Annotated in this window: 17 protein-coding genes; all 17 read left to right on the forward strand. The window is 32.9% G+C overall.

Annotated features, from left to right (window positions below):
- Nucleotide 1: 1 nt before the first annotated feature.
- The 17 genes from OJ995_RS02725 (at nt 2) to OJ995_RS02805 (ending at nt 24,213) form a co-directional block, all read left to right on the forward strand.
- On the forward strand, nt 2-547 hold the full coding sequence (locus tag OJ995_RS02725; protein WP_264368046.1) for a c-type cytochrome: 546 nt from the start codon (nt 2-4) through the stop codon (nt 545-547).
- Between the two features lie 27 nt (nt 548-574).
- The gene (locus OJ995_RS02730; protein WP_264368047.1) at nt 575-2,083 is read left to right on the forward strand and encodes a quinol:cytochrome C oxidoreductase; all 1,509 of its coding nucleotides are present in this window, start codon (nt 575-577) and stop codon (nt 2,081-2,083) included.
- A gap of 19 nt (nt 2,084-2,102) precedes the next feature.
- Nucleotides 2,103-3,263: a cytochrome c oxidase subunit II gene (locus OJ995_RS02735; protein ID WP_264368048.1), complete on the forward strand. Its 1,161-nt coding sequence runs from the start codon at nt 2,103-2,105 to the stop codon at nt 3,261-3,263.
- A gap of 31 nt (nt 3,264-3,294) precedes the next feature.
- Entirely contained in the window at nt 3,295-5,061 is a 1,767-nt protein-coding gene (locus tag OJ995_RS02740) for a cytochrome c oxidase subunit I (protein ID WP_264368049.1), read from the forward strand.
- 74 nt (nt 5,062-5,135) lie between these two features.
- The gene (gene ruvB / locus OJ995_RS02745) at nt 5,136-6,158 is read left to right on the forward strand and encodes a Holliday junction branch migration DNA helicase RuvB (RefSeq protein WP_111566171.1); all 1,023 of its coding nucleotides are present in this window, start codon (nt 5,136-5,138) and stop codon (nt 6,156-6,158) included.
- Between the two features lies 1 nt (nt 6,159).
- On the forward strand, nt 6,160-7,086 hold the full coding sequence (gene queG / locus OJ995_RS02750) for a tRNA epoxyqueuosine(34) reductase QueG (protein ID WP_264368050.1): 927 nt from the start codon (nt 6,160-6,162) through the stop codon (nt 7,084-7,086).
- An 89-nt stretch (nt 7,087-7,175) separates the two neighbouring features.
- The gene (locus OJ995_RS02755) at nt 7,176-8,057 is read left to right on the forward strand and encodes a DUF808 domain-containing protein (RefSeq protein ID WP_264368051.1); all 882 of its coding nucleotides are present in this window, start codon (nt 7,176-7,178) and stop codon (nt 8,055-8,057) included.
- Between the two features lie 8 nt (nt 8,058-8,065).
- Nucleotides 8,066-8,500 (forward strand): hypothetical protein, encoded by a 435-nt coding sequence (locus OJ995_RS02760; RefSeq protein ID WP_264368052.1) that lies wholly within the window; start codon nt 8,066-8,068, stop codon nt 8,498-8,500.
- Nucleotides 8,501-8,670: 170 nt separating this feature from the next.
- Entirely contained in the window at nt 8,671-10,953 is a 2,283-nt protein-coding gene (locus OJ995_RS02765; RefSeq protein ID WP_264368053.1) for an NADP-dependent malic enzyme, read from the forward strand.
- Between the two features lie 7 nt (nt 10,954-10,960).
- The gene (gene ruvA, locus OJ995_RS02770) at nt 10,961-11,542 is read left to right on the forward strand and encodes a Holliday junction branch migration protein RuvA (protein ID WP_264368054.1); all 582 of its coding nucleotides are present in this window, start codon (nt 10,961-10,963) and stop codon (nt 11,540-11,542) included.
- 63 nt (nt 11,543-11,605) lie between these two features.
- Nucleotides 11,606-18,766, forward strand: coding sequence for a T9SS outer membrane translocon Sov/SprA (gene sov, locus OJ995_RS02775; RefSeq protein ID WP_264368055.1), 7,161 nt, complete (start codon nt 11,606-11,608; stop codon nt 18,764-18,766).
- Nucleotides 18,767-18,904: 138 nt separating this feature from the next.
- Nucleotides 18,905-19,285 carry a glycine cleavage system protein GcvH gene (gcvH, locus tag OJ995_RS02780; RefSeq protein ID WP_264368056.1) on the forward strand — a complete coding sequence of 127 codons (381 nt, stop codon included), beginning with the start codon at nt 18,905-18,907 and terminating at the stop codon, nt 19,283-19,285.
- Nucleotides 19,254-19,646: a VanZ family protein gene (locus OJ995_RS02785; protein ID WP_264368057.1), complete on the forward strand. Its 393-nt coding sequence runs from the start codon at nt 19,254-19,256 to the stop codon at nt 19,644-19,646. Before gcvH ends, OJ995_RS02785 begins: the two co-directional genes overlap by 32 nt.
- A 44-nt stretch (nt 19,647-19,690) precedes the next feature.
- Nucleotides 19,691-20,428, forward strand: a complete 738-nt coding sequence (locus tag OJ995_RS02790; RefSeq protein WP_264368058.1) for an energy transducer TonB — start codon at nt 19,691-19,693, stop codon at nt 20,426-20,428.
- Nucleotides 20,429-20,520: 92 nt separating this feature from the next.
- On the forward strand, nt 20,521-21,282 hold the full coding sequence (locus tag OJ995_RS02795) for a TonB family protein (RefSeq protein WP_264368059.1): 762 nt from the start codon (nt 20,521-20,523) through the stop codon (nt 21,280-21,282).
- Between the two features lie 74 nt (nt 21,283-21,356).
- Nucleotides 21,357-22,100: a deoxyribose-phosphate aldolase gene (gene deoC, locus OJ995_RS02800; protein ID WP_264368060.1), complete on the forward strand. Its 744-nt coding sequence runs from the start codon at nt 21,357-21,359 to the stop codon at nt 22,098-22,100.
- 10 nt (nt 22,101-22,110) lie between these two features.
- Nucleotides 22,111-24,213 carry a capsule assembly Wzi family protein gene (locus OJ995_RS02805; RefSeq protein WP_264368061.1) on the forward strand — a complete coding sequence of 701 codons (2,103 nt, stop codon included), beginning with the start codon at nt 22,111-22,113 and terminating at the stop codon, nt 24,211-24,213.
- Nucleotides 24,214-24,218: the final 5 nt, after the last annotated feature.

Consider the following 24,218-nt stretch of genomic DNA (forward strand, 5'->3'; position numbering starts at 1 on the left):
TATGAAAAGTTTATATAAAATAGTAGCAGTAGTAGGTTTGTCTTTCATGGCAACTTCATGTTTCGATAAAGCAAAACCAAACTATCAGTTTTTCCCTAATATGTACGAGGCGGTTTCTTATGAGACTTATTCTGAGCATAGTGTATTTAAAGGAGGAGTGGAAGCTCAAGTGCCTGCAAAGGGATCAATTAAAAGAGGATTTGTTCCTTACGATATTCCAAATACACCAGAAGGATATGCTTTAGCTAAAGCAACTTTAAAATCTCCATTAGATTCTACAGCAATCAATCCTGATAAAGCTAAAGAATTATACACTGTTTATTGTGCAATTTGTCACGGTGAAAAAGGTGATGGAAAAGGAAATTTAGTGGTTAAAGAAAAATTCCTTGGAGTACCAAGTTATAAAGATAGAGAAATTACAGATGGAAGTATTTTTCACGTAGTTACTTATGGATTAAATTCTATGGGTTCTCATGCTAACCAATTGTCTCAAGAAGAACGTTGGGTAGTTGCAGACTACGTTTTAAAATTAAAAGCTGGATTATAATAGTAAAACTTTTTGAAAATAATAGATATGTACACGTTTTCAAGTAAATTAAAAACTTTTTCATTCGTCCTAATGATTTTAGGTGCAATTGGTATTGGAATTGGTTTCATGGCAGCTCCTAAAACAATTGAGGATGTAGAAAAATTATTAGCAGATAGTCATCATGGACATGAAGCTGCTCATGTAGAGAAAGTTGCTCCACATGCTGTAGATACTCATGTTGTAGCTGATACTGTAAAAGTTGCTGAGGCTCATGCTATAGATTCAACACATGTCGCAGCTCATACTACTTCAGTTGATTCTACTGCACATGCAGAAGATACTACTGCTGTTGTAGCTGTTGCTGAAGCTCCTGCTCATTCAGACAATCACGATGCTCATGCTAAAGCTGACGCTCATTCTCACGATGATCATAAAGAACATTTAGAACATGTTTTACACCAATTACAAAACAAGCCTTGGGCTGCCTTGTATGTTGCTTGTATCTTCTTTATGTTAATCTCGGTTGGGGTTTTAGCTTTCTACGCTATCCAATATGCAGCTCAAGCAGGTTGGTCTCCAATCTTATTTAGAGTAATGGAAGGTATTACTGCGTATTTATTACCAGGTTCTATTATTTTCTTTGTATTGTTAGTTGCGGCTGGTATGCATTATAACCATTTATTTGTTTGGATGGATCCTGAAGTTGTTAATCCAGAATCAGTTAAATTTGACAAACTTATTTTCCTTAAAAAAGGTTGGTTAAGTGTTGGAAGATTTTTAGCAACTGCAGCAATTATTTTAGTTGTATGGAATTTTGTTCGTTTCAAATTCAGACAAAATTCATTAGCACAAGATAGCGCTGAAGATAACGCACCTTACAAGAAAAACTTCAAATTAGCTGCATTTTTCCTAGTATTCTTTATAGTTTCTGAATCAATTATGTCTTGGGATTGGATTATGTCTGTTGACCCACACTGGTACAGTACTTTATTTGGATGGTATGTATTTGCAAGTTTCTTCGTAAGTGGAATTACTGTAATTGCAATGATTACTTTGTACTTAAAATCTAAAGGATATTTAGAGCATGTTAATACAAGTCATATTCACGATTTAGCTAAATTTATGTTTGGTATCAGTATTTTCTGGACATACTTGTGGTTCTCTCAATTTATGTTGATTTGGTATTCAAATATTCCAGAAGAGGTTACTTATTTCGTAACTCGTATCGAACACTACAAATTACCTTTCTTCGGAATGTTAGCTTTAAACTTCATTTTCCCATTGTTAATCTTAATCAATACAGATTTCAAACGTTTAACTTGGATTGTAGTTATGGCAGGTATCGTAATATTATTTGGACATTATGTTGATTTCTTCAATATGATTATGCCTGCAACAGTTGGTGATCAATGGTTTATTGGTATTCCTGAAATTGGAGCTTTAATGTTCTTCTTAGGTTTATTTATCTTCGTTGTATTTACAGCTTTAACTAAGGCTCCATTAGTTCCAAAAGGAAATCCTTTCATTGAGGAAAGTAAACATTTTCATTATTAATAGTTAAAAAGAAATAAAAATGACAAGTTTCTTGGTATTTATAATTTTAGTTCTAGTCGGTATTGCAGTTTGGCAATTAACTAAAATTTTTGATTTAACCCAAATTGGCGGTTCTTCAGACAATGATGAAATTGCTAATGATAAAGATAATAGTGTTAATGGTTATTTAATGTTTGCCTTTGTTGGTTTCATTTATGTATTCACTATTTATTCATTATATGCTTGGGGTGATTTAGTATTAGGCACTCCTGCTTCTGAGCATGGTAAAGACGTTGATAATTTAATGGCTATTTCTATGGTATTAATTTTCTTTGTTCAAACTATTACTCAGTTCTTATTGCACTACTTTACTTTCAAATATAGAGGTAAAGAAGGTCAAAAAGCATTATATTTTGCAGATAACAATAGGTTAGAAGCTATTTGGACAATTATTCCAGTTATCGTTTTAGCTGGTTTAATTATGTATGGTTTATATACTTGGAACGACATCATGTTTGTTGATAAAGAAGACGAGCAAGATGCTATTGTTATCGAGTTATACGCTAAACAATTTGGTTGGGAAGCGCGTTATGCTGGTGATGATAAAACATTAGGAAAAGCAAATGTAAGATTAATCGAAGGTATCAATACTTTAGGAGTTGATTTAGCTGACCCAGCTGCTCAAGATGATAAAGTGGTTACTGAATTGCATTTGCCAGTTGGTAAAAGAGTGATTTTTAAAATGCGTTCACAAGACGTTTTACACTCAGCTTATATGCCTCATTTTAGAGCACAAATGAATTGTGTTCCTGGTATGATTACTCAGTTTTCTTTTATTCCAACAGTTACCACTGTTGATATGAGATCTGATGAAGCTATAATGGCTAAAGTTGATAAAATCAACAAAATCAGAACTAAAAACAGTAAGAAAATTGTTGCTGAAGGTGGTGTAGCTTTAGACCCATATACATTTGATTATTTATTATTATGTAATAAAATTTGTGGTGCATCTCACTACAACATGCAAATGAAAATTGTTGTTGATACACCTGCTGATTTTAAAGCATGGTTAGCTGAAAAACCTACATTAGCACAGCAATGGAAAGAAGCTAATGCTCCTGCTCCTGCAGTAGCACCAGCTGTAGTTACTCCAGCTGTAGCTGTTGATTCAACTAAAGTTGTAGCTCAAGTTATTAAATAAGTTATTTTATATTAAATATAATAGAATTAGTATGTCACACGATCACGGTCATCATAAAGAAACTTTCATTACTAAATACATCTTTAGTCTTGATCACAAAATGATAGCGAAGCAATACCTTATTTCAGGTTTATTGATGGGTATTGTTGGAGTTGTTTTATCTTTATTCTTCCGTATGCAAATTGCATGGCCAGAAGAATCTTTCGAAATTTTCAAAGTATTCTTAGGAGATAATTTCGCGCCAGATGGAGTAATGCGTAACGATATTTACCTTGCTTTGGTAACTATTCACGGAACAATCATGGTATTCTTTGTACTTACCGCTGGTTTAAGTGGTACATTTAGTAACTTGTTAATTCCATTACAAATTGGAGCACGTGATATGGCTTCAGGATTTATGAATATGCTTTCTTTCTGGATGTTCTTCATTTCTTGTGTTATCATGATTGCTTCTTTATTTGTAGAATCAGGACCAGCTTCTGCAGGTTGGACAATTTACCCTCCTTTAAGTGCTTTACCACAAGCAATTCCTGGTTCTGGTTTAGGTATGACCTTATGGTTGGCTTCTATGGCTATTTTCATTGCATCTTCATTAATGGGATCATTGAACTACGTAGTTACAGTTATCAACTTAAGAACTAAAGGAATGACGATGACAAGATTGCCTTTAACAGTTTGGGCTTTCTTCGTAACAGCTATTATCGGTATTGTATCTTTCCCAGTATTATTCTCTGCGGCATTATTATTAATTTTCGATAGAAGTTTTGGAACATCATTCTTCTTATCAGATATTTTCATTCAAGGTGAAGTTTTACATTACCAAGGTGGTTCTCCAGTATTATTCGAGCACTTATTCTGGTTCTTAGGTCACCCTGAAGTATACATTGTATTATTACCAGCTTTAGGTATTACTTCTGAAATTATTGCTACAAACTCTAGAAAACCAATTTTTGGTTACCGTGCAATGATTGCTTCTATCTTAGCAATTGCATTCTTATCAACTATTGTTTGGGGTCACCACATGTTTATTTCAGGAATGAATCCTTTCTTAGGTTCAGTATTTACCTTTACAACATTATTAATTGCGATTCCATCTGCTGTAAAAGCGTTCAACTATATTACAACACTTTGGAAAGGTAACTTACAATTAAATCCTGCAATGTTATTCTCTATTGGATTAGTATCTACTTTCATCACTGGAGGTTTAACGGGTATTATTCTTGGAGATTCAACTTTAGATATTAACGTTCACGATACGTATTTCGTAGTAGCTCACTTCCACTTAGTAATGGGTATCTCTGCACTTTACGGTTTCTTTGCTGGTGTTTACCACTGGTTCCCTAAAATGTTCGGTAGAATGATGAACAAAAACTTAGGTTACGTTCACTTTTGGGTAACTGCTGTTTGTGCTTACGGAGTTTTCTTCCCAATGCACTTTATTGGAATGGCTGGTTTACCAAGACGTTACTACACTAACTCAGCTTTCCCATTATTTGATGAATTAGCTGATGTGAATGTTTTGATTACGATTTTTGCTATCGTTGGAGCTGCCTTCCAAATCGTATTCTTCTGGAACTTCTTCTATAGTATTTTCTATGGTAAGAAAGCAACTCAAAATCCATGGAGATCAAATACTTTAGAATGGACTACTCCAGTAGAACATATTCACGGTAACTGGCCTGGAGAAATTCCTGAAGTACACAGATGGCCTTATGATTACAGTAAACCAGGTCATGATGAAGACTTTGTTACTCAAATCACACCAATGAAAGAAGGAGAAGAAGTTTTACATCACTAAGATTTTTTCCACAATATACAAACCTCTCCAATCGGAGAGGTTTTTGTTTTATAACTTTACTTATCTTTGCTTTTATGAACGATAATTTGAATCCCAATAAAGAATCCTATTCTCCGCAAGATATTGATATCGAAAAAGCGTTGCGCCCACTTAGTTTCGATGATTTTTCCGGACAAGAACAAGTATTAGAAAATCTAATTGTTTTTGTACAAGCAGCTAATTTGCGAAAAGAAGCCTTAGATCATACGTTGTTTCATGGGCCTCCAGGTTTAGGTAAAACAACCTTGGCAAATATCTTGGCAAACGAGTTAGGCGTTGGAATCAAAATTACTTCAGGACCTGTGTTAGATAAACCAGGTGATTTAGCTGGATTATTGACCAATTTGGAAGAAAGAGATGTTTTATTCATTGATGAAATTCACCGTTTAAGCCCTATAGTTGAAGAATATTTGTATTCGGCAATGGAAGATTTCAAGATTGATATCATGATAGAATCGGGTCCAAATGCAAGAACGGTTCAAATCAATTTAAATCCATTTACTTTAGTTGGGGCAACCACTCGTTCTGGATTATTGACGGCTCCAATGCGTGCTCGTTTTGGAATTCAGAGTAGATTACAATATTACAATACCGAATTATTAACCACAATTGTGCAACGTAGTTCATCCATTTTAAAGATGCCAATTACAATGGAAGCTGCAATAGAAATCGCTGGCAGAAGTAGAGGAACACCTCGTATTGCTAATGCTTTATTGCGCCGTGTTAGAGATTTTGCTCAAATCAAAGGAAACGGTAAAATCGACATTGAAATTGCAAAATTTGCATTAAAAGCACTTAATGTTGATGCACACGGTTTAGACGAGATGGACAATAAAATTCTATTAACCATAATCGAAAAATTCAAAGGCGGACCAGTTGGATTATCAACCTTGGCTACCGCTGTTTCCGAAAGTGGTGAAACTATTGAAGAGGTATACGAACCTTTCTTAATTCAAGAAGGATTTATTATGAGAACACCTCGCGGTCGAGAAGTGACTGAAAAAGCCTATAAACATTTAGGCAAAATTAAAAATAACATTCAAGGAGGTTTATTTTAGTTTGATAAACAATAAAGAAAAATATACACAGTTGATAAAAGCCGAAGCCCAACGCCTCGGCTTTTTGTCATGCGGTATTTCTAAAGCTGGTTTTCTTGAAGAAGAAGCACCTCGTTTAGAAAATTGGTTAAACAATCAAATGAACGGTCAAATGAGTTATATGGAAAACCATTTTGACAAACGATTGAATCCAACGCTTTTGGTAGATGATGCTAAAAGTGTGATTTCTTTGTTGCTAAATTATTATCCTCCAGAACTTCAAAATGAAGATTCGTATAAAATCTCAAAATACGCTTACGGACAAGATTATCATCATGTCATAAAAGAAAAATTAAAAGAATTATTACATTTCATTCAAACCGAAATAGGAGAGGTTTCAGGCAGGGCTTTTGTAGATTCGGCACCGGTTTTAGACAAAGCTTGGGCGGCAAAAAGTGGCTTGGGTTGGGTTGGAAAAAATAGTAATCTTATCACCCAAAAAGTCGGTTCGTTCTATTTTATTGCCGAATTGATTATCGATTTGGAATTAGATTACGATACACCAACAACCGACCATTGTGGTTCTTGCACTGCTTGTTTAGATGCTTGTCCTACAGAAGCTATTGTTGCACCTTATGTTGTGGATGGAAGCAAATGTATTTCTTATTTCACCATTGAATTGAAAGATAATTTACCACAAGAAATGCAAGGTAAATTTGACGATTGGATGTTTGGTTGTGATGTTTGTCAAGACGTTTGCCCGTGGAATCGTTTTTCAAAACCACATAATGAACCGCTTTTTCAAACGAATTCGGATATTTTAAATTTTTCAAAATCGGATTGGGAAGAAATTACGGTGGATACTTTTCAGAAAGTATTTAAAAATTCTGCTGTGAAACGAACCAAATACGAAGGCTTGCTTCGTAATATCAATTTTTTGAAGAAATAAAATTGTATAAACTTTTTCAGACAAAAAATATTTTCCAAAAGAAAACTTTGACGTAGCTTTGAGGGTTATTAAAAAGAAAATTAAATATTATGGCATCAGGATTTTTCGCAATCTTAGACGATATCGCTGCATTGATGGACGATGTAGCAATGACAAGTAAATTAGCAACCAAAAAAACAGCTGGAATTTTAGGAGATGACTTAGCAGTAAATGCCGAAAAAGCAACTGGATTTTTAGCTTCAAGAGAAATTCCTGTGTTGTGGGCAATTACAAAAGGCTCGTTTATCAATAAACTAATTATTCTGCCAGTAGTTTTTGTGTTGAATTGGTTGTATCCGCCAGCCATTAAAGCCGCTTTAATTATTGGAGGAGTTTACTTAGCCTACGAAGGTGTGGAGAAAATTATAGAATATCTTTTTCATCGTGCAAAAAAAGGCGAAGAAGTTATCAAAGAAAGTAAGCTTGAGGAAGATAACGAAAATTCTGAAAAAGCAAAAGTAAGTTCGGCTATTAAAACCGATTTTATTCTTTCGCTTGAAATTGTCATTATCGCCTTAGGAACAGCAATGGAAAAAGAACATCCATTGATTACCCAAATTTTAAGTGTAACTTTTGTAGCTATTATTGCTACCGTTGGAGTTTACGGAATTGTAGCTTTAATTGTAAGAATGGATGATGCCGGATTTTATTTAATGCGAAAAGGCAACGATAAAGGATTTTTGTCTTCTTTAGGTGGTATTTTGATTAAAGCATTGCCACTTGTTATTAAATTCCTTGCTGTCGTAGGAACTATTGCGCTTATCTTAGTTTCAGGAGGTATTTTTCTGCATAATATCGAATATATTCATCATTTAGTACCACATAGTATTCCATCAACAATAGCTGAATTTGGTGTTGGAATCGCATTTGGTTTAGTAGCAGTTTTGTTAATGACAGGTTTTAAGAAGATAAAACTTTTGTTTGTGAAATAAAATGATAGATGAAATTACAAATAAATACATTGGTCAAGATTTTTTTACTCATAGTTTTAATTTACTTATCTGTAGTTTATTATATTTATTATGAAAATAAAGTCTTATATAGCAATGCTAAGTTTACAACTGCAATAGCTTTACGGAATACTTATGGTAGCGGTAATAGTGGTGTTGAATATAGATATTTAGTAAATGATAGTATTTATTTAGCTTGGGATAGTACAAGTAAAAAAGCTTTAGAAGGGGCTAATTATTTTATTGTATTTGATGAGAAAAATCCGAAGCATAGTTCTTTTTTTGTTGAATGTCCAGCGCCTGATTCAATTAAATTTATTCCAAAAGATGGTTTAAAAGAAATACCTATTAAAAAATATCAAAAATATGTTGAAAGCTATTTTGATGATTTGTTAAATGGTTGGCTAACCCAATTTTTTCCTTAAATGAATATTTTATACTAGTAAAGTATTTTTGTTTTGTAAAATATTCCTTCAAGTCTAAAACCAAATCAACTTCAATAAATAATCCATTTATTTTTTTCAAAAGAATGCCAAAATAATTTCCCATTTAATGTGCATACTACTATATTTGTAAGTTAGTAAAATATAAAACCATGCATAAAGATAGTAAACGTAGAGAAGCCTTATTATATCACGCAAAACCTACACCTGGTAAAATTCAGGTTGTTCCTACCAAAAAGTATGCTACACAAAGAGATTTAGCATTAGCTTATTCTCCTGGAGTTGCAGAACCTTGTTTAGAAATTGAAAAAGACGTTAATAACGTTTATAAATATACCGCAAAAGGAAATTTAGTAGCCGTAATAACAAACGGAACCGCTGTTTTAGGTTTAGGAGATATTGGTCCAGAAGCTTCAAAACCTGTAATGGAAGGAAAAGGGTTGTTGTTCAAAATCTTCGCTGATATTGATGTTTTTGATATCGAAGTTGGAACAAAAGACATCGAAGAATTCATTGCAACGGTAAAAAATATTTCTCCAACTTTCGGAGGAATTAACCTAGAAGACATCAAAGCACCAGAATCTTTCGAAATTGAAAGACGTTTGGTAGAGGAATTGAATATTCCAGTAATGCACGATGACCAACACGGAACCGCTATTATTTCATCGGCCGCTTTATTGAACGCAGTAGAATTAGCAGGCAAGAAAATGGAAGATGTGAAAATGGTCATTTCTGGAGCAGGTTCGGCTGCTATTGCTTGTGCTAATTTATATGTTTCTTTTGGCGTGAAACCTGAAAACGTGATAATGTTCAACAGTAAAGGTGCATTACGAAAAGACGACCCAAGAGTTTCAGATATGCAACGTGTTTATGCTACGGATAAACATTATGACGATTTAGCACACGCTATGAAAGGTGCTGATGTGTTTATCGGATTGTCATCTGGAGATATCGTTACACCAGAAATGTTGTTAGGAATGGCGGATAATCCTATCGTTTTTGCGATGGCGAATCCTACACCTGAAATTAACTACAACTTAGCTATCGATACAAGAAAAGATATCATTATGGCAACAGGCCGTTCTGATCATCCTAATCAGGTAAATAATGTGCTTGGTTTCCCGTTTATTTTTAGAGGTGCTTTAGATGTTAGAGCGACTAAAATTAATGAGGAAATGAAGAAAGCAGCTGTTATCGCTTTAGCGGAATTAGCGAAAGAATCAGTTCCAGAGCAAGTAAATATTGCGTATGGAGAAACCAAATTAACGTTTGGTCGCGATTATATCATTCCAAAGCCTTTTGACCCAAGATTAATTGCGGCAGTTCCACCAGCCGTAGCCAAAGCCGCTATGGAATCAGGTGTAGCAACAGCGCCTATTACCGATTGGGAAAAATATAAAGACGAATTGTTAGAACGAATGGGTTCTGATAATAAAATGATTCGTTTGTTAACTAACAGAGCAAGAACGAATCCAAAACGTATCATTTTCGCAGAAGCAGATCAAATTGATGTGTTAAAAGCAGCGCAAATTGTACATGAAGAAGGTATTGGGTTCCCAATTTTATTAGGAAACCAAGAAATCATCAAAGAATTAAAAGATGAAATTGGTTTCGATACTGAAGTGCCAGTTTTTGATCCAAAAACTAAAGAATCTGAAGCTAAGAGATTAGAATATGCGAAGCATTTTTGGGAAACCAGAAAACGCAAAGGAATTACCTTATTAGATGCTGAAAAATGGATGCGTGAGCGTAACTATTTTGGTTTAATGATGGTAAACACAGGTGAAGCAGATGCATTGGTAACTGGATATTCAAGAAGTTATCCTTCAACGATTAAGCCTGTTATTCAATTAATTGATAAAGCGCCAGGTGTTTCTAAAATCGCGACAACCAATATGATGATGACCACTAGAGGTCCAATTTTCTTATCGGATACAGCGATAAATCCAAATCCTTCTGCTGATGATTTAGCTAGAATTGCTTTAATGACAGCTAAAACCGTAAGAATGTTCGGAATGGAGCCAGTAATTGCAATGGTGTCGTACTCAAATTTTGGTTCATCACATAATGAAGGACCAAGTAAAGTAAGTCAAGCAGTAGCTTATTTACATGAAAATTTCCCTGATTTAGTGGTGGATGGAGAAATTCAAACGGACTTTGCTTTGAATCCAGACATGCTAAAAAGTAAGTTTCCATTTTCAAAGTTGGTAAATAAAAAAGTGAATACACTTATTTTTCCTAATTTAGATGCTGCAAACATCACTTACAAATTATTGAAAGAGCTGAATAAGGCAGAATCTATTGGTCCAATTATTTTAGGATTAGACAAACCAGTTCACGTATTTCAATTAGGAGCAAGCGTGGAAGAAATGGTAAATATGGCAGCAGTAGCTGTTGTAGACGCTCAAGAAAAAGGAAGAAAGCTTAACAAATAATACAAATATGATAGCGCACATTCAAGGAAAATTAGTTGAAAAAACACCTACCGAAGTCATTATTGACTGTAATGGTGTGGGCTATCATATCAATATTTCATTACACACTTATTCATTATTACCCGATTCTGAAAGTCTGAAATTATTCACTTTTTTGCAAATAAAAGAAGACGCTCATACGTTGTATGGTTTTGTGGAAAAACAAGAACGTGAATTGTTTAAATTATTACTTTCAGTTTCTGGAGTTGGAGCTAGTACTGCTAGAACTATGTTGTCTTCGTTAGCGCCTAGTCAAATTATTCAGGCAATTGCTTCAAATGATGTAGGAACGATGCAATCGATGAAAGGAATTGGAGCTAAAACAGCCCAACGAATTATCTTAGATTTAAAAGAAAAAGTGTTAAAAGTGTACAATTTAGATGAAGTTTCGGTCATTGAAAGCAATACAAATAAAGATGAAGCGTTATCAGCTTTAGAAGTTTTAGGATTTGCAAGAAAAGCAGCCGAAAAAGTAATCGACAAAATCATCAGAGAAACCCCAAATGCTACTGTTGAAAACTTAATAAAACAAGCTTTAAAAAATTTATAAAACTTGAAAAACATAAACATAAAAGCAATAAATAAATTACAATATAGCCTTGCATTATTATGTATGCTTTTTTCTTTTTCGCTACAAGCTCAAGTAGACGAAGAGGAAAAAGATTCTGTAAAAACTGGAGTTGACTTAGGAAAGTTAAATTTGCCTAATCCTGTAAGTATATTGGATAAATATACATACGACCCAGCATCTGATCGTTATATCTATACTAGTTCTGTAGACGGATTTAATATTAACTATCCTATGATACTTACGCCAAAGCAATATGAAGAATTAGTTCTTCGTGAGCAAATGCGTAAATATTATCAGGAGAAATCTGCTGCAATAGACGGTAAAAAAGCAGGTTCTGAGGAGGCAAAGAAAAATTTATTGCCAAGATATTATGTAAATTCTAAGTTTTTTGAAACTATTTTTGGTGGAAATACAATTGATGTAAAACCTACAGGTTCTGTTGAGTTGGATTTAGGAGTTCGTTTTACAAAACAAGATAATCCATCTTTTTCTCCTAGAAACAGAAAAACAACAAGTTTTGATTTTGATCAGAGAATCAGCGTTGGTTTACAAGGAAAAGTAGGAACACGTTTGAATGTCAATGTAAATTATGACACACAATCTACTTTTGCTTTTCAAAATTTAATAAAATTAGAATACACCCCTACGGAAGATGATATCATTCAAAAAATTGAAGTGGGTAATGTTAGTTTCCCATTGTCAAATTCTTTAATTAGAGGTGCACAAAGTTTATTTGGGGTTAAAGCTCAGTTACAATTTGGTAAAACAACATTCACTGGTGTTTTTTCAGAACAAAAGTCTCAGACAAAATCAGTAACCGCTCAAGGAGGAGGTACGCTTCAAGATTTTGAATTGTTTGCTTTAGATTATGATGTAGATCGTCACTATTTCTTATCACAATATTTTAGAGATAAGTATGATAAATCTTTGGAAACTTTTCCATATGTGAACTCACGTGTTCAAATTAATAGAATTGAGGTTTGGATTACAAATAAGCAAAATAGAGTAAATTCAACTGAAAATAATTTAAGAAACATTGTAGCCTTACAAGATATTGGAGAAGGTCCTTTGACCAATGTTTTACCAGAAGAAACCGTGCATGTTAATGTAACTGCTAACCCAACTTTTTATAATGTAGCTACTGATAATCCATCAAATAACGGAAATAACAAATTTGACCCAACAAATATTGGGAGTAATTTTTTGAATAGTTCTATTAGGGATGTTTCTACCGCGTCTAATGGTTTTAATATTCCAGGAATGGCTGAAGGAGTTGACTTTGCTAAATTAGAAAATGCAAGAAAATTAACATCTTCCGAATATACATTTCATCCACAGCTTGGTTATATTTCGCTTAATCAGCGTTTAGCAAATGATGAAGTGTTAGCAGTAGCTTATCAATATACAATTGGAGATCAAGTTTATCAAGTGGGAGAGTTTGGTACAGACGGAGTAGATGCTACAAACGTAGATACTTCAGGTGTTCCAAGTTCTCAAGCTTTAATTTTGAAATTGTTAAAGAGTAATTTGACAATTGATAAATATCAAGTAGGAGGTTCTGGTCCTTTTTTCACAATGCCAACATGGAATATAATGATGAAAAACATCTATCAAATTCCAGGAGGTTCTCAATTACAACAAGATGATTTTAAGTTAAATATATTATACACGGATCCTTCTCCATTAAATTATATTACACAATCTGGGGTTGATCCTTTGCCAGCGGATGTTGTTGAAACTCCTTTACTTAAAGTATTTGATTTAGATAAATTAAATTTCACCAATGACCCTCAAGAAGGAGGAGACGGTTTTTTTGATTTTTATCCAGGTTTAACAGTTGATGCCCAAAAAGGAAGGATTATTTTCTTGAAAGTTGAACCTTTTGGGAAACACTTATTTAATAAATTAGATGTTTCAACACTTGCGGAAAATTACGATGATCCATTAACTTATAATAGTAATCAGGCTAAGTACGTTTTCAGAAATTTATATAAAACAACACAAGCTGCTGCTTTACAAGAAAGTGCTAAAAATAAATTTCAATTAAAAGGACGATTTAAATCCATGGGTGGCGATGGAATTTCAATTGGTGCTTTTAATGTGCCACAGGGTTCTGTTGTTGTAACTGCTGGAGGAAGAGTTTTAGTTGAAGGTGTTGACTATACAGTTAATTATCAGATGGGTAAGGTGAATATTTTAGATCCATCTTTAGCTAGTACACCTATTGAAGTCTCAGTAGAAAACAATTCAGTTTTTGGTCAGCAAACAAGAAGATTTTGGGGTTTCAATGTTGAACATAAGTTCAATGACAAGTTTTTGATAGGTGCAACTTTGTTAAACATGTCGGAGCGACCATTTACTACAAAATCAAATTATGGACAAGAGTCTGTTAACAATACTATTTTTGGATTTAATGGAAATTACTCAACTGAAGTTCCTTTTTTAACTAGATTAGTAAATAAACTTCCAAATATTGATACCGATGTGCCTTCAAATATTTCCTTAAGAGGAGAAATAGCTTATTTAAAACCAGGAGCATCAAAAGCGGATCAATTTAATGGAGAATCTACATCTTATATAGATGATTTTGAAGGGTCGCAATCAACAATTGATATGAGAAGCCCACAAGCATGGTCTTTAGCAAGTATTCCATTAGAAGAGTCTTTTGACGGTGATCCAACATCAAATGAAACCACAGTAGATGCTTTGAATGTTGGTTTCAAAAGAGCTAAAATGTCATGGTATAGTATAGATCCTGTTTTTTATGTTCAACCTCCTGCAGGAATTTCTGATGCAGATTTGTCTTTGAATAAAACAAGAAGAATTTTTAGTAGAGAGTTATATCCAGTTACTGATATTGCTCAAGGACAATCAACTGTTATTAATACTTTAGATTTAACCTATTATCCAAAAGATAGAGGTCCGTATAATTTTAATCCTACTTTGGCTGCTACTAATCAATTTACAGATCTTGAAGCTCCTGAAAATTGGGGAGGAATTATGCGTTCTATAAATTCAACAAATTTTGAACAGTCAAATGTTGAATATATTCAGTTTTGGGTATTAGATCCTTACTACGGAAATCCTGGTGATGTTGCAGATCCTACTAACACTGGAAAAATAGTATTCAATTTAGGTGAAATTTCAGAAGATATTTTGAGAGATGGAAGAAAGTTATATGAAAATGGTTTGCCTGAAGAGAATTCAATTCAGCCAGTAGTATCAACTTCTTGGGGAGAAGTTCCAGCATCACAATCACTAATTTATGCATTTGATACTAATGGAGCAAATAGAGCGGTTCAAGATGCAGGATTTGATGGGTTAACCGATAACGATGAAGTTGCAAAATTCCCAACATTTGCATCTCAATTGGATCCATCAGCAGATAATTATCAATTTTATTTAAATACAACAGGTGATATCGTTACGCGATATAAAAATTATAACGGCTTTGAAGGAAACTCTCCTGTTACAGTAACTGATGCAAATAGAGGTAATACAACGTATCCAGATGTTGAAGATATCAATCGAGACAATACGATGAATACCATTAATGCTTACTTTAAGTTTGAAGTGCCTATATTGAAATATCCTGATACCGACAATGGAGTACCAGTTGGTCAAAACTACATTGTGGATTCAAGAAAATTCACGGATGTATTGCCAAACGGACAAACAGCTAATGCTAGATGGATTTTATATAAAATTCCAATTCAAGAATTTACAGATGCGAATAAAGTAGGGCCTATAAATGATTTTAGATCGATTCGTTTTATGCGTATGTATATGACTGGATTTAAAGATGAAGTTACATTGCGTTTTGGAGCATTAGATTTAGTAAGAGGCGAATGGAGACGTTATGTAAATTCATTAGATTTTAATGATCCAGAACCCGATGATGATAATACAGCGTTTGATGTTGTTGCTTTGAATATTCAGGAGAATGGGGATAGAACACCAATTAAATATGTAACGCCTCCAGGTGTTGTTAGAGAGCAACTATATAATAACAATACTGTAATAAATCAGAATGAACAATCACTGTCATTAAGAGTTTATGATAAATCAGGAGGCATAGCGAATGGTTTACAGCCAAATGATTCTAGAGCAGTTTTCAAAAATGTTAGTGTTGACATGCGTCAATATAAAAAATTACGTATGTTTTTGCATGCAGAAGCAACAGAGACTGGTGGTTTGCAAGATGATGATTTAACAGCTTTCATTAGATTTGGAAACGATTTTACAGACAACTTTTATCAAGTAGAAATTCCTTTAAAAGTTACTGCTTATGGAGAATCTTCAGCTGATGGAATTTGGCCATCAGAAAATGAAATAGATGTGCCGCTATCACTTTTAACACAATTGAAAATATTAGCATTGGCTAATGATCCATCTATTACTTATGATGCAAACGGAATTGGTTTTGTTGAAGAGGAAAATATAGGGTCTTCAAATGATAGGCTTACGTTAGGGATAAAGGGGAATCCTAATTTTGGGTTAGTTAGAACTTTAATGATTGGGGTTAAAAATAAATCAGGACAAATTCAAAGAGGAGAAGTTTGGTTTAATGAGTTACGTATGTCTGATATGGATAACAAAGGCGGTTATGCCGCAGTTGCTAATTTAGATTCCAATTTAGCTGATTTCGCAACTGTTTCCGCTACAACTCGAATGAGTACTATTGGATTTGGGTCTTTAGAACAAGGTCCAAATGAAAGAAGTAGAGAAGATGTTTTTCAATACGATATTGTAACTAATATAAATTTAGGGAAATTATTGCCAAAGAAATGGGGAATTAATCTTCCTTTTAATTATGGGGTTGGTGAGGAAACAATAACTCCTAAATATGATCCTTTTTATCAGGATATTGAATTACAACAATTGTTAGATTTAACAACAGACCCAGCTGAGCGTTCTAATATTGAAAACAGAGCTATTGATTATACTAAGAGAACAAGTATCAACTTGATTGGGGTTAAAAAGGAAAAAAATCCAGAGAAAAAACCTCATTTTTATGATGTTGAGAATTTAACATTATCATATTCATTAAATGAAACACAACATCATGATTATGAAATTGAAAATTTAATTGATCAACAAAATAGATCTACGGTTGATTACGCTTTCTCATTTAAACCATTAACAGTTGAGCCTTTTAAAGAAACTAAAGTATTTAAAAAGAGTAATTATTATAAATTGTTAAGTGATTTTAATTTTAATTTCTTGCCTACAAATATTTCTTTCAGTTCTACGATATTAAGACAGTTTAACAAACAAAGATTCCGTTTAGTAGATGTTGAAGGTATTGGATTAGGAGATTTATACAGAAGAAATTATTTCTTCAATTATCAATATGGGTTCAATTATAATATTACAAAATCATTACGTGTAAATTATACAGCTGCTTCAAATAATATCGTTAGAAATTATTTGGATGAAAATAACCTGCCAATTGACGGATTGGATATTTGGGATGATTACTGGAATACAGGAACAGCTAATCAGCACAACCAACAATTTGTGGTAAATTATGATCTTCCAATTAATAAATTGCCAATATTGAGTTTTGTAAAATCTACTTATACTTATACTGGAGATTATAACTGGCAACGTTCGTCAGATGCTTTTTCAAGTATTGAGGCTGAAGATGGAACATTATATCAGTTGGGGAATACGATACAAAATGCGAGTTCTCATAAATTGAACACTACATTTAACATGGATATGTTTTATAAATATGTAGGTTTAACTAAAACAAAATCAAACAAAAATAAAAACGTAGCTAACACAAAAGAAAAACAAGCTGCTCCAAAACCAGGGCAAAAAGTTACATCTGCAGGAAATAAAAACATTTCTAATGAGCGTAATCTTTTTATGTCGGGATTAATTGGTGTTGTTACAAGTGTAAAAAACATTCAAGTAAATTATACAGAAAACAAAGGTACTTTCTTGCCAGGATATTTACCTGGTTTAGGGTTTTTTGGTTCTTCAAAGCCTACTTTAGGTTTTATTTTTGGTAGTCAAGCAGATGTGCGTTATGAAGCGGCAAGAAATGGTTGGTTAACTGGTTTTCCAGAATTTAATCAAAATTTTACAAAAGTTGAAAATACTAAATTGAATTTGACGGCTCAGTTAGAGGTGTTTCCTGATTTGAAAATTGATTTAAGTGCAGAACGTTCTTACACATATAATTTTTCAGAACAATACGATGTAACGGGTGGAAATTATAATTCTCGTTCGCCATATGATTTTGGTAATTTTAATATTTCAACAGTCTTACTTAAAACTTCATTTTCACAAAGTGATGTGAATTTTTCTCAAGCATTTCAAGATTTGAGAGATAACAGATTGGTTGTTGCAAATCGATTGGCAGAAAGCTATTACGGATCTACAACTTTCCCAAGAGATGCTGAAGGTTACCCAGTTGGTTATGGTAAAAATAGCCAACAAGTATTATTGCCATCGTTTATTGCAGCCTATTCTGGACAAGATGCTGGAAAAGTAGCAACAGGAGTTTTCAGAAACACTCCATTGCCAAATTGGACTGTTAAATATACAGGTTTGATGCGTTATTCTTGGTTTAAAGAAAACTTCAAAACATTCTCAATTCAACATGGTTATAGAGCAAGTTATAATGTAAATGCATTTCGTTCTAATTTAAATGCTGCTCCAGTAGATGCGAATGGTAATTTTTATGCTAATAAAATTGTGTCAAACGTCAATTTAACGGAACAGTTTAATCCTTTGGTGAAGCTTGATATGACTTTGAAAAATTCGTTTAAAGTATTAGCTGAAATTAAAAAAGGAAGAACGCTTAATATGAGTTTTGATAATAATTTACTTACCGAGGTTAGCGATAACGAATATATCATTGGTCTTGGGTATAGAATTAAAGATGTAACAATTAATTCTGCTTTAGCGGATAATGCTGCTGGAGTTATAAAAAGTGATATCAATATAAAGGCAGATTTTTCGTTAAGAAAAAGTAATACTATTGTTCGATATTTAGATTATGACAACAATCAATTAGGAGGAGGACAAGATTTATGGTCAATTAAATTAACGGCAGATTATTCGTTTAGTAAATATTTAACGGCAATTTTCTTTTATGATCATCAATTCTCCCAAGCGGTTATTTCAACTTCTTTTCCAACAACTAATATTAGAAGTGGATTTACCTTAAGATATAATTTTGGAAATTAATTAATTAAAAGATAAAAGTAAAACACCCGTTAAAAGTATTTTTTTTAACGGGTGTTTTTTTATACAAAAAAATAACAAAAACCTTTTTTTCAATTCAATAAATACAATTACATTTGTACGTCAAAAAATTATAACCAAATGAATATACCAACTAATTTAAAATACACTAAAGACCACGAATGGGTTTCAGTTGACGGAGATGTTGCAACTGTAGGAATTACTGATTTTGCTCAAAAAGAATTAGGAGATATCGTGTATGTAGAAGTGGAAACTTTAGATCAAACTTTAGATAAAGACGAAGTTTTTGGAACAGTTGAAGCTGTAAAAACAGTTTCAGATTTGTTTTTGCCTTTATCTGGAGAAATTATTGAATTCAATGATTCATTAGAGTCAGATCCTGAAAAAGTAAATACTGATCCTTACGGTGATGGTTGGATGGTAAAAGTCAAAATTTCTGATGCATCTGAAGTAGAAGCACTTTTGTCGAGTGAAGATTATAAAGCACTTATCGGAGCGTAATTTTTTATTTCTCGCTATAATTTGGACTGTTTTAATTACAGTTGCAAGTTTGGTGAGTTCTAATAATATCCCTAAAGTGAGTATACTTGGGAACGATAAAATAGTACATTTTTTGTTTTATTTTGTATTTGTTGTTCTTTGGAGCTTTGCAACTGTAAAATCTTATTTAAATATCAAGTATGATTTGTTAATTGTTGCTTTTGCAATATTGTATGGCATAATTATTGAAGTTCTTCAAAGTGTATTAACTAAAACAAGGGAAGCTGATTTATATGATATGTTCGCTAATTCGTTAGGAGCAATTGTAGGTTTTATTGGCTTTTTTGTTGTAAAAAATAAAATTTTTAATAAATATTTTTAAAACATTTCTAATATTAACTATATTAGCACCTCAAAATTAAAATTATGGAAGTAAAGAAAAATCCTAATGTTGATCCAAAGAGAAATAGTTCGCTATATTTTCTAATTGGCCTTACTGCAATTTTAATGTTAACTTATGTAAGCATTGAAATGAAAACTGAAGACCCAAGAGAAGAAACGGAACAAATTAGTGTAGCAGACAATATGGTTGTAGATGATGAGGAAGTTATCTTAACGATGCCGCCTGTACAAAAATTACCACCACCACCACCACCAGCTCCTGAAGTAATTCAAATTGTAGATAACAAACAAGTTATTGAAGACAAAAAAATTGAAACTACAGAAGTAGATGAAAATAAGGCAGTTGTAATTAATACAGCTTCTTCATATGGTGAAGAGGGTGGAACAGCTGAAGAAATTGATGAGGAAGTTCCTTTCGCTGTAATTGAAGACGTTCCTGTTTTTCCTGGATGTGAAAAAGTTGAAAAAAGCAAACGTTTAGATTGTTTTATGGAGCAAATGGCTAAACACATTAAAAAGAACCAACAGTATCCTGAAAAAGCTATGGAAGATGGTATTCAAGGTAGAGTTTCTGTTTTATTCGTAATTGATAAAGACGGTGGTATCTCAAATGTACAAGTTAGAGGACCTAAAGGTGGAGAACTTTTAGAAAAAGAAGCAAAAAGAGTAATTGAAAAATTACCAAAATTTAAACCAGGTATGCAAAGAGGTAAACCTGTAAAAGTAAAATATAGTCAGCCGATTACATTCAAATTACAATAATATTAAATCCCAGCTTTTTAGCTGGGATTTTTTTTTGGCATATAAATTGTATAGATTAATTAACAAAGTGTTAACTATTAATCTATATAATCATGAAAGCAAATGTTGATTTTCCGAAAAGAGTAAAAAATAGTTTTATCTATTTTCAAGTTGGTTTAATTGCCACTATGTTAGTTGTGCTTTTTATTTTAGAATTTAATTTTAAGGATATTACTAAATCTATTGGGTGTATTCCTCCAATTGAAATTACTCCTGAGCCAACATTTGTGTATAATCCAGCTCCTGTAACAAAACAAGAAGTAAGTAAGCCAGTTACTGTTAAAGTAACTAGAGTTACAGATGTTTTTAAACCTACAAAAGAAGAGCCTAAAAAAGATGATACTAGTGTTAAAGTAACGCCTCAAGAGAATCCTGATAATCAAAACACTAATCCAAATACAACTCCAACAGAAGACCCTAAAGATAATGGAGTTGGAAAAGAAGAGTTGCCTAAAGAGTTTACTCCTTATTCAGTAGATAATTTACCAATGTTTGAGGCTTGTAAAGGCTTGAGCAGAGTTGAGCAAAAAGCATGTTTTGATGAGCAAATGGCGAAAGCAATCACTAAATATCTTGTGTATCCAGATAATGATTTAGAAAAAGGGAGACAAGGTGTGGCTTTGGTAGAGTTTGTTATTGATGAAAAAGGAATGATAACAAATGTTAAAGCTTTAGATAATAAAAGAGCTACAATTGATATGCAAAAAGCTGCTGAAAGAGCAGTTAGAAAAATCCCAAAGCTTATCCCTGCAACACATGCTGATAAACCTGTTAAAATCAAATACAGTATTCCAGTTGGATTCAGAATGAAATAAATAAATATAATTACTATAAAATATCCCATTTCGATGGGATTTTTTTATTTTTACACATTATAATCCTAAGTAATATGAATGTCAAACAATATTTAGATTCTACGTATCTTAAAACAGCTGCTCAAGCTAACCTTTCTGAAAATGAGAATACGGAAGTTGTGATAAATTGTATCCAAGAAGCCATCGATAACGATTTTAAATTAATCATGATTCGACCAGATAAAGTAGTATTGGCAAAAAAAATGATTCAAAAGGCTAATTCAAAGGTTACTATTGGAACAGTTATCGATTTCCCTCTAGGAAACGGAACTTTAGAAGATAAATTAGTTGAAGCCAAACAAGCTATTGAAAATGGTGCTGACGATTTAGATTACGTTGTGGATTATGAAGCATTCAAAAGAGGTGAAGTTGATGCAGTGAAAGAACAAGTTGTTCAGGGAACAAAATTAGGTTTGGCTCACAATAAAATTGTAAAATGGATTATTGAAGTGGCGGCATTAGATAATCATCAAATTGTGCAACTTACTACATTAATTAAAAATGTGGTAATTGCTAATTTTAGCGAAAAAGAATACGACAAAGTATTTGTTAAATCATCTACAGGTTTTTATAAAACACCGGAAGGAGTTCCAAATGGTGCTACAGTTCCAACAATCAAATTAATGCTAGAAAATTCATTTCCTTTACCGGTAAAAGCAGCCGGAGGCGTTAGAACGTATGAAGAAGCAGTAGAAATGATTCAATTGGGAGTAAAAAGAATTGGTACATCTGCCGCAAAAGCAATTGCAAATGGTGAAATTTCAAATAGCGATTATTAAAAATAACCAAATGAGAAAAATATATTGTTTACTATTGTTGTTCATTGGATTAACAACTTTTGCTCAAAATTCGTCTAACGAACAATTTCCAGTATTTCCAGATTGTGTAAATGCTATTGGCAAACAACAAGAATCTTGTTTTTATAATACGATTCAAAATTATTTTTATAATAATTTTAAAGTGCCACAAGAGCTTCAAGAGCAAAACTACAAAGGAATAGTAATTGCTGTTTTTGAAGTAGATACTGTCGGAAATTTCAAGGTTTTGTATACCGATGCTGCTCACGAGTCACTTAAAAAAGAAGCAGCTCGCGTTTTTGAATCGTTACCAAAAGTTTCTCCTGCTACTTATTCAGGTAAACCAACGTATTCTAAATTTTCTATAAAAATTAATATTCCTTTAGTTGCTCCAAACACGCAAGAGGATGTAGCTACAAAGTATGCCAAAACAAATACCGTTTTAATTGATAACAAAAAGGAATTATCAGAATATAATGATTTAGTGATAAAACCATTTGAAAATCCACAATTTAAAAGCTCGGGAATTGTGCAGTTTTCACATCAAAATTATGGTGTTTTTGACGCTTTGTTAAATCAAGTAGGAAGTAATAATCATACTGCATCAAAGCCCTATTCGTATGATGAAGTAGCGAAATATTATGATTTTGAAACCGCAAATCAATCTTTTGCAAAACAAAAAGCATCTTGGTGGGGAAGAAAATTATGGAACGAAAATTTAGTTGCAATTCAAGGTGAAGAATATTGGTTTACTTTAAATCCAATTTTCGATTTTAGAATAGGAAAAGACACTGAGAGTGAAGCGTCCAATACATTTGTAAATACAAGAGGTTTAATTGTTAATGGTGGACTTGGAAAGGAATTAACTTTTACAACTTCCATTTATGAAAGTCAAGGTAGATTTGCTGATTACTATAATGCTTATGCAGAAAGTATTCGACCTTCAGGTGGAAATCCAGCAATTATTCCAGGGATTGGAATTGCAAAACGTTTTAAAGATGATGCTTATGATTTTCCATTGGCAGAAGCAAATATTAAATACCAACCAAGTAAATTCGTAAATCTGCAACTGGGTTACGGAAGAAATTTCTTAGGTGATGGTTATCGCTCATTATTACAAAGCGATGGTGCAAGCCCTTATCCTTACTTTAAAATAAATACTTCTTTTTGGAAAATTAAATATACAAACACGTATATGTGGCTGAAAGATGTTCGTGATGCGGCCACAATAGATGGAACTTATGCTACAAAATACATGGCAAGTCATTATTTGAGTTGGAATGTAACTAAAAAATGGAATTTAGGTTTCTTTGAAAATGTGGTTTGGACAAATACCAATGATAGAGGTTTCGATTTCAACTTCGTAAATCCTTTAATTTTTTACAGAACGGTTGAGTTTGGCTCATCGTCTAAAACCGGAAATGCATTGCTTGGATTAACTTCAAAATACAAATGGAACAATCAAATTAACTTCTACGGACAGTTTTTAATTGACGAGTTTGCTATTGGCGATGTAAAAGAAAGCAATCAAAGTTGGAGAAATAAATTTGCTTACCAAATAGGAGCGAAGTATTACGATGCTTTTAAGGTGAAAAACTTATTGCTTCAAGTAGAATACAACCAAGTACGTCCTTATGTGTATTCTCATAGTGATCCTATTACCAATTATGGGCATAATAACCAAAGTATGGGGCATTTATGGGGAGCGAATTTTAGAGAATTCGTTGCAATTGCTCGTTATTACAAAGGAAGATATTTTGCTGATGCCAAGTTAATTTACGGCCAACGCGGATTTGATTTCAACAACGGAACAGACAACTTCAACTACGGAGGAAATATCTATTTAGATTACGATGAAAATCGTCCATACGACACCGGAGTTTCGATTGCACAAGGAAATAAAACTACCGTTATGATTGCTGATTTACAAGTAGGATATTTAGTAAATCCAGCGTATAATTTAAAAGTTTTCGGAAATGTAATGTTCAGAAATTTTGATCCAACAGCTGAAACTGCGGCAACCATAAAATCAAACACGACTTGGTTTTCAATAGGACTAAGAAGCGATTTATTTAACTGGTATTTTGATTATTAGTGGAT

It is taken from the genome of Flavobacterium lacisediminis (assembly GCF_025909975.1).
Taxonomy (GTDB): domain Bacteria; phylum Bacteroidota; class Bacteroidia; order Flavobacteriales; family Flavobacteriaceae; genus Flavobacterium; species Flavobacterium lacisediminis.

Coding starts and splice junctions, on each gene's coding strand:
- OJ995_RS02725 (WP_264368046.1), top strand. CDS start 2: ATGAAAAGTTTATATAAAATAGTAGCAGTAGTAGGTTTGTCTTTCATG.
- OJ995_RS02730 (WP_264368047.1), top strand. CDS start 575: ATGTACACGTTTTCAAGTAAATTAAAAACTTTTTCATTCGTCCTAATG.
- OJ995_RS02735 (WP_264368048.1), top strand. CDS start 2,103: ATGACAAGTTTCTTGGTATTTATAATTTTAGTTCTAGTCGGTATTGCA.
- OJ995_RS02740 (WP_264368049.1), top strand. CDS start 3,295: ATGTCACACGATCACGGTCATCATAAAGAAACTTTCATTACTAAATAC.
- ruvB (WP_111566171.1), top strand. CDS start 5,136: ATGAACGATAATTTGAATCCCAATAAAGAATCCTATTCTCCGCAAGAT.
- OJ995_RS02755 (WP_264368051.1), top strand. CDS start 7,176: ATGGCATCAGGATTTTTCGCAATCTTAGACGATATCGCTGCATTGATG.
- OJ995_RS02760 (WP_264368052.1), top strand. CDS start 8,066: ATGAAATTACAAATAAATACATTGGTCAAGATTTTTTTACTCATAGTT.
- OJ995_RS02765 (WP_264368053.1), top strand. CDS start 8,671: ATGCATAAAGATAGTAAACGTAGAGAAGCCTTATTATATCACGCAAAA.
- ruvA (WP_264368054.1), top strand. CDS start 10,961: ATGATAGCGCACATTCAAGGAAAATTAGTTGAAAAAACACCTACCGAA.
- sov (WP_264368055.1), top strand. CDS start 11,606: ATGCTTTTTTCTTTTTCGCTACAAGCTCAAGTAGACGAAGAGGAAAAA.
- gcvH (WP_264368056.1), top strand. CDS start 18,905: ATGAATATACCAACTAATTTAAAATACACTAAAGACCACGAATGGGTT.
- OJ995_RS02790 (WP_264368058.1), top strand. CDS start 19,691: ATGGAAGTAAAGAAAAATCCTAATGTTGATCCAAAGAGAAATAGTTCG.
- OJ995_RS02795 (WP_264368059.1), top strand. CDS start 20,521: ATGAAAGCAAATGTTGATTTTCCGAAAAGAGTAAAAAATAGTTTTATC.
- deoC (WP_264368060.1), top strand. CDS start 21,357: ATGAATGTCAAACAATATTTAGATTCTACGTATCTTAAAACAGCTGCT.
- OJ995_RS02805 (WP_264368061.1), top strand. CDS start 22,111: ATGAGAAAAATATATTGTTTACTATTGTTGTTCATTGGATTAACAACT.